The sequence below is a fragment of the Cyanobacteriota bacterium genome, assembly GCA_025054735.1.
Lineage (GTDB): Bacteria > Cyanobacteriota > Cyanobacteriia > SKYG9 > SKYG9 > SKYG9.
Genome location: JANWZG010000212.1, coordinates 1 through 6,606 on the forward strand (window position 1 = coordinate 1; position 6,606 = coordinate 6,606).

Below are 6,606 nucleotides of genomic sequence, written 5' to 3' on the forward strand. Positions count from 1 at the left end.
CATTGGTGGGAATGGATTGAACACGTCCAATATTTTTCCTGTGTGTCAACAGTACTGCAATGGGGTATTGATTGCTCAAGCCTACAATCCCGGCCATGCCAGCGCAATTAACCAAGCATTTCGATCGGCCTACTTGGCCCAAAGCAAGGGCAAAGAACCACCCCAGTTCAGTGCTCAAGCCTTCACGGCTGTGCAGGTTGTGGTAGAAGCGCTAAAAATGCTGGATAAACAGACCCCTATTGCAACTATACCCCTACCTCAGTTACGGACAGCCCTAAATACCCAACTGCTTAAGGGTCGCTATGAAACTCCGCTGGGGACGATCGCCTTCACTCCAGAGGGAGAGGTTGTGCAAACTGAGTTCTACGTAGCCCAAATTAAAATGAACCCTGACGGAAAATCAGGTAAGTTCGAGTTTCTACCCTAGTGCACTCCTAGTGCATTGTCACCAGAGGGTAAGGGGTAACTACTTGTTGGCTCGTAGTTACCCTAGATTTCTCCCCTCATCAGGATTCAGACTCAATTCCCTCAGTTCCACATTCCTAGAAGCTTAGAAGCTAAAGGTCGATCGCACTACAGGTACGTAAACGGTCGGGTTATTGCTGAAGCCTTCAGGGTTAAAAATCACAAACAGCCCAGGGGTAATGCTAATGTTATCGTTAACACGAAACTTGTAGTAGGCTTCCAAATGATATGGTCTAGCATTCTCAGGTAAAGGGACGTTAGAGGTACCAATCCGAGTAGGAGGCTGGCCAAAGAGTAGACCGAACGTGTTTCCGGGCTGCAATGCATCTTTAACATGCAAACCTACCATGTAACTCAAGAAGTCAGCACTGGCATTGGGGCCAGACACTGAGTTGACGTTGCTATAGAAGAAAAAACCTGATAGAGAAAATTGAGGACTAAAACGATAGGAAGTAGTCACACCAAAGGAGTTGAGCCGAACTGGTGTGGTGACTGGCAAGGTAGGAATAGCTCCGATCGCAGAGGCTGATTCTCCCGTGCCAGTAATGTTGATTTGGTGATAACTGTGGGCATAGTTGAGGGCTATGTCCAAGGATGAAGTAGGCTTGATAGTTAGTTGGGTAGCAGCTACGTAGCTACCTCCAAAGATGCCTGCTCCCAAAGGTGTGCCAGGAAAACCTGCATTATTAGGAATATTGGCATTGACACTGCCATAGAGGGCACGGAGGTCAAATGCATCTGAAATAGTCCAAATTATGCCTGCTGCTGAAGCTAAGCCAAAACCAGATGTCCCGCCTGAAACGCGCAACACGGGATTCATCTGAGCAAAGCGAGAGACTGCTTCCTGACCATCCCCATAGAAAGGGAGAATAGCTGGAAAAGCATCATCAGCTTCAGCGGCTGGGCCAACAAAGGCAGTTAGGCGATCGGTGACCGGAAAAATGTAAAGTAGCTTATACAGACCAATCGTGTTATTTGCTCCCGCAGATGTACCTAAAGTTTTGGGATCAGTAGTGCCAAGCAGAGGCTCGTAGGCTAGCCGCACATTACTAGTGGCACCAAACACAGCGTCACCGTAGCCTAAGGTGCCAGCAAGGCTAAGAGATGGACTATTTAGACCACCACCGAAATTATGGCTTTGCAGGCCGGTGATCAATAGATCCTTCCCAGAGAAACTGGTGAGTAAATTCAGCCGCACTCGGTTGTTGAAAACAACTTGAGCGTTATTATTACCAGGTGCAGCTCCATAGGCGGAGGCTACGCTAAAAATTGCCTGCCCCTGCAACTTAGTCGTTGTAGAAAATTGCTGCGCTTCTAAGGTTGCTGTGCGAGTTTCTAGGGCATCAACTCGGCCACGTAATGTTGCTAGCTCTGTCTTAAATTCCTCTTGCAAACGTTGCAGAGTCGCCAAATCATCTCTTGTGGCCAAGTTAGCAGTACCTTGAGCAATCAGTTCTACAACTTTGTCCATACAAGCATTCAAGCCTGCAGCAAACTCATAGCGGCTAAGGGGACGGTTGCCCCGATAGGTGCCGTCAGGATAACCAACAATGCACCCATAGCGCTCGACCAGAGATTGTAGAGCTTGAAATGCCCAATCAGTCGGCTGTACATCAGATAGCTGAGAAACTGATGTCACTTGGGCCATTGATGGGGATACGTTGGTCGCTTGTTCTGTAGCTGTTGAAGAGATAGATAAGGGTTCTGCGATCGCGCTGCTTTCGCCAACACTCCATACTGACAGCAATACGCCAATACTAGCAATATTTATCAACGTAGTCGAATTTTTTTTCACACCAAGCCTCTCAGAGTATTACAAATAAAAACGAGAAAAATTAAATTTCTAATTGGATGAAAGTCAATCTATTTCGAGGTATTTGAAATACCAACAAATCCACATCCCTAAATTCTGATTTTCGACAAATCATCCAGCTTCTAAGAAAAAATTAGAATCTTTCGCTGAAGATGTTATTCAGACACCTGCTGAACAAGTGAAGAATGTAGATTAGAGCTTTCACCCCAACATAATCGCATTTCTGCCCTGGTCAAAACCTCAAGTCAACTACAGAGTCATGTACTAACCAGTAACCCTAGGAAAGTCACTCTGCTATGATCTAGAGGAAGAGGCGTAAGAATTTAATTTTTCTGAGTTAGATCGTATATTGTTGTGTATCCCTTAGATAGAAAATGAAGAGTTTAATGTTTTTATTGTACGTATAAAATAAAGTATTTTATGGAGATGAATTATCTTTGTTGAAGTTTATTAATTCCATAGATAGTTTCATGTTATAAACGGTTTCATGAAATAGTTTCGCTATACCAACTCTCCCAAAGCCAGCGACATAACCTATTAGTTCGTAGTTAGAACACAAGTTCATACTACAAGTTATCTGTACCTGTAGTATGGAGAGATAGTATTCAGTGGCTTCGTTGTCATCTGGAATCCTAAAGATATAGTCCTAACTCCGCTAAAGCCTGCCGTAGGTGAGTTGCTTCTGGGGACTGTTGAGCCTCGTAGAGGGCGATCGCCTGCTGAAAAGCAGCCCTGCTCTCGGTGACTCGTCCTAGTTTGAAGAGGAGAACTCCTAGATTGCGGTAGGCAGAGACGTAGGTAGGGTCAAGGGCGATCGCCCGCTGATAGTGCTCAAGAGCGCCTGTAAAGTTACCCAGTGCTTTAAGGGTAATGGCCAAGTTGAAGTGGGCAATTGCGGCATTGGGCAACGCCTCCACCATGGCTGTATAGACTTGGCTAGCGCCGAGAATATCCCCTTGGGTCTGTAACAGAAGTCCTAGATTGTTGTAGGCTCCCAACTTGAGCCAAGGCAATAGGGGTTGCTGGATGGCTTGGTTGTAGTGCTCTAGAGCCTTGTGGACATCAGGCACTCGCTCGTAGGCAATGCCTAGATGATAGTGCAGTTCATAGCGCACAGGACTTTCTTCTGGGTTGAGGGTTAATCCCCGTTCCAACAAGGATAAGCCTTGCGTTACGTCTCCCATCTGCACATACAGTGCTCCTAGCTTGCTGTGTAAATAGGCATCCTCTGGATAGGCCTTTAGGGCTATCTCTAGGGTGGTGCGTGCCCGCTCAACCTTGTGACAGCGGGCGATCGCATCAGCTTGGTAACCCTCATGCAAGATAGCTACCTCTGGCAAGTCGATAATGCGCCAGTGGGGTTCCTGACGTAGGATAGCGGTGATGCTATCATCCACTAGTTCGTGATAGGGACGAGAAAAGCGCACCTCTGGACGGTTGCGAAACAACCGCGAGACAAGGGAATAGGGGGCCTGAGCAGCACCCACTTCTTGGCGTAGCAAATTGACCAGCAACACATCAGGTTGGTGAGTCAGGTGTTGTAGGGTGGGGACGATCGTCGTTACTAGAGTTTCATCAGCATCTAGCACCAGAATCCAGTCTCCCTGAGCCTCGGCTAGGGATACATTGCGGGCAGCAGCAAAGTCGTGCTCCCAGGGAATGGAGCGCACTCGTGCCCCAAACTGTTGGGCGATCGCGATCGTCTCATCCTCAGACCCTGTATCTACAATCACCATCTCATCCACAAAGCCCTGCACGCTGCGTAAACAGGCTGCTAATCGGGGGGCTTCATTGCGGACAATCATGCAGAGACTCAGGTGCATGGGCAACAGTAATCAACGCCTAGCCATATTGTTGCAGTAAATCAGCCACTAAGCCCGTCCAGCCCGTTTGATGACTAGCACCGATACCTGCCCCATTGTCACCGTGGAAATATTCATAGAACAGAATCCAGTTGCGCCAATGGTCATCGGTTTGAAACTTGGAGGTTGGGCCTCCATAAACGGGACGATAGCCACTGTCGTTGCGCAGAAAGATGCGAACTAGGCGATCGCTCAAAGCAGCAGCTACCTGCTCTAAGGTTAGCCAGTTGCCTGATCCCGTGGGGTATTCTACCGTAAAGTCTTGACCCAAATACCGGTGGAAGGTCTGTAACGACTCTATCAGTAAATAGTTTACGGGCATCCACACCGGGCCACGCCAGTTAGAGTTGCCCCCGAACATGCCCGTCGTCGACTCAGCCGGTTCATAGTCTACTCGGAACTGATCGCGTCCTACGGAAAACACAAAGGGATGCTCACGATGTACCCGTGATAGAGCACGAATGCCGTGATCGCTGAGAAACTCGTTGGGGTCGAGCATTCGTTGTAAGATACGCCGCAATTTGTCGGGATTGACGATCGCCACAATTCCTAACCTCGCGGTCTCAGGTTTGGTAACAAAGATGTTCTTACGCAGGTTAGGTTTGCGGGTCATGAAGTGATCAATGCTGTTGCGCAAGTTGGGCAAGGATTTTAACTGCTCTATACTCACTGTGGTGGTTGCAAACAGCGGAATCAACCCCACCATGGATCGCACCTTTAACCGCATGGAGGAACCATTGGGCAATTGCAAGACATCGTAGAAAAAGCCGTCCTGTTCATCCCACAGTTCATCGTTGTGAATACCAATTTTGTCCATGGCGGCAGCAATATACACAAAGTGCTCCAGAAACTTGATGGCTAGGTCTTCATAGTTAGGATTGTCTTGGGCGAGTTCCACGGCGATCGTGAACATATTCAAGGCATACATCGCCATCCAACTGGTGCCATCAGCTTGGTCTAGAAATCCGCCTGTGGGTAGGGGTGCACTGCGGTCAAAAATGCCAATGTTGTCCAACCCTAAAAAGCCACCCTGAAAGACATTATTGTCTCCAATGTCCTTACGGTTTACCCACCAGGTGAAGTTCAGGAGTAGTTTGTGGAACACCCGCTCCAAAAAGGCGCGATCGCAACGTCCGTGATATTGCTGCTCAAGTTGGTACACCCGCCAGGTTGCCCAAGCATGAACAGGGGGATTCACATCCCCAAAGTTCCACTCGTAGGCGGGCAACTGTCCATTGGGGTGCAGGTAGCGCTCACGGGTGATGAGGTCAAGCTGGTGTTTAGCAAAGTCGGGGTCGATCAAAGCTAGGGGAATAGTGTGAAAGGCTAAATCCCAAGCCGCAAACCAGGGATATTCCCACTTGTCAGGCATGGAGATAATGTCATGGGCGTTGAGATGAGTCCAGAGGCGGTTGCGGCCATTCATGCGCTCAGGGGGTGGAGTTGTGGCGATCGCGGGGTCACCAGTTAGCCACCGCTCTACGTCATAATAAAACCACTGCTTTGTCCACAACATGCCCGCGAAGGCTTGGCGTTGCACGGCCCGTTGATCCTCATTTAACGAGAGGGGAGCTACCTTCTGGTAAAACTCATCGGCTTCGGCAAGGCGGCGCTGTATCATTTGGTCAAACTCTGCACCGAGCGCATCGCCCAGGGAATGATGGGGTGTAAGGCGCAACTTCACCACCTGGCTAGCACCAGCCGCGATCGTCAGCACATAGTGGGGTGCAGCCTTAGTGCCCACATAGTGGGGATTGATGGCATCTTGCTTGCCATTCACAACAAAGTCATTGATGCCATCTTTGCAGTAGGGGGCCTCACTATCTACGTTAAAAATGCGGCGATGATTGGTCTCATTGTCGGTAAACAGCGCATCCCTCGCGCCACTGAAATAGAGATATTGGGAACCAAGGTGGGGATGGTAGGCTTCTAGTTTGCCGATCGCCACGCCCTTGATCACAGGTTTTACTGCGTCATGTTCCCACGACCAAGTGTTGCGGAACCACAATGTTGGTAACAGATGTAGGGTAGCAGCCTCTGGCCCTCGGTTTATGGCTGTAATCTGCACCAAGATGTCATCAATGCCAGCTTTGGCATATTCAATCACTACATCAAAGTAGCGATCGTCATCAAACACCCCCGTATCCAGCAGCTCAAACTCAGTAGTATACTTACTGCGTCCCCGGTTACCCAATACCAACTGCTCATAGGGAAAGGCAACTTGCGGGTATTTGTAGAGCATCTTCATGTAAGAGTGGGTGGGTGTATTGTCGAGGTAAAAATAGTACTCCTTCACGTCTTCACCGTGGTTGCCCTCGCTACCCGTTAACCCAAATAGACGCTCCTTGAGAATAGGATCGTTACCATTCCATAGGGCAAGGGCAAAGCACAACAGTTGCCGATCATCAGAAATGCCAGCAATACCGTCTTCACCCCATCGATAGGTGCGCGATCGGGCTTGGTCGT

4 protein-coding genes are annotated in these 6,606 nt (G+C 48.9%); 1 reads left to right on the plus strand and 3 read right to left on the minus strand.

Annotated elements, in window-relative coordinates:
* The coding region (locus tag NZ772_11210) for an ABC transporter substrate-binding protein (GenBank protein ID MCS6814116.1) at positions 1-427 on the plus strand (427 nt) is incomplete at its 5' end.
* Between the two features lie 123 nt (positions 428-550).
* Here NZ772_11210 and NZ772_11215 read toward each other — a convergent pair.
* The 3 genes from NZ772_11215 to NZ772_11225 all read right to left on the minus strand — a co-directional run.
* A complete protein-coding gene (locus tag NZ772_11215) occupies positions 551-2,260 on the minus strand; it encodes an iron uptake porin (GenBank protein ID MCS6814117.1) in 1,710 nt (569 codons plus the stop codon).
* A gap of 650 nt (positions 2,261-2,910) precedes the next feature.
* Positions 2,911-4,101 carry a tetratricopeptide repeat protein gene (locus NZ772_11220; GenBank protein ID MCS6814118.1) on the minus strand — a complete coding sequence of 397 codons (1,191 nt, stop codon included), beginning with the start codon at positions 4,099-4,101 and terminating at the stop codon, positions 2,911-2,913.
* Positions 4,102-4,120: 19 nt separating this feature from the next.
* The coding region (locus NZ772_11225) for a glucosidase (GenBank protein ID MCS6814119.1) at positions 4,121-6,606 on the minus strand (2,486 nt) is incomplete at its 5' end.

What these genes read in the sequence shown, in the direction of transcription:
- NZ772_11220 (MCS6814118.1), bottom strand. Translation starts at nt 4,101, where the DNA reads ATGCACCTGAGTCTCTGCATGATTGTCCGCAATGAAGCCCCCCGATTA.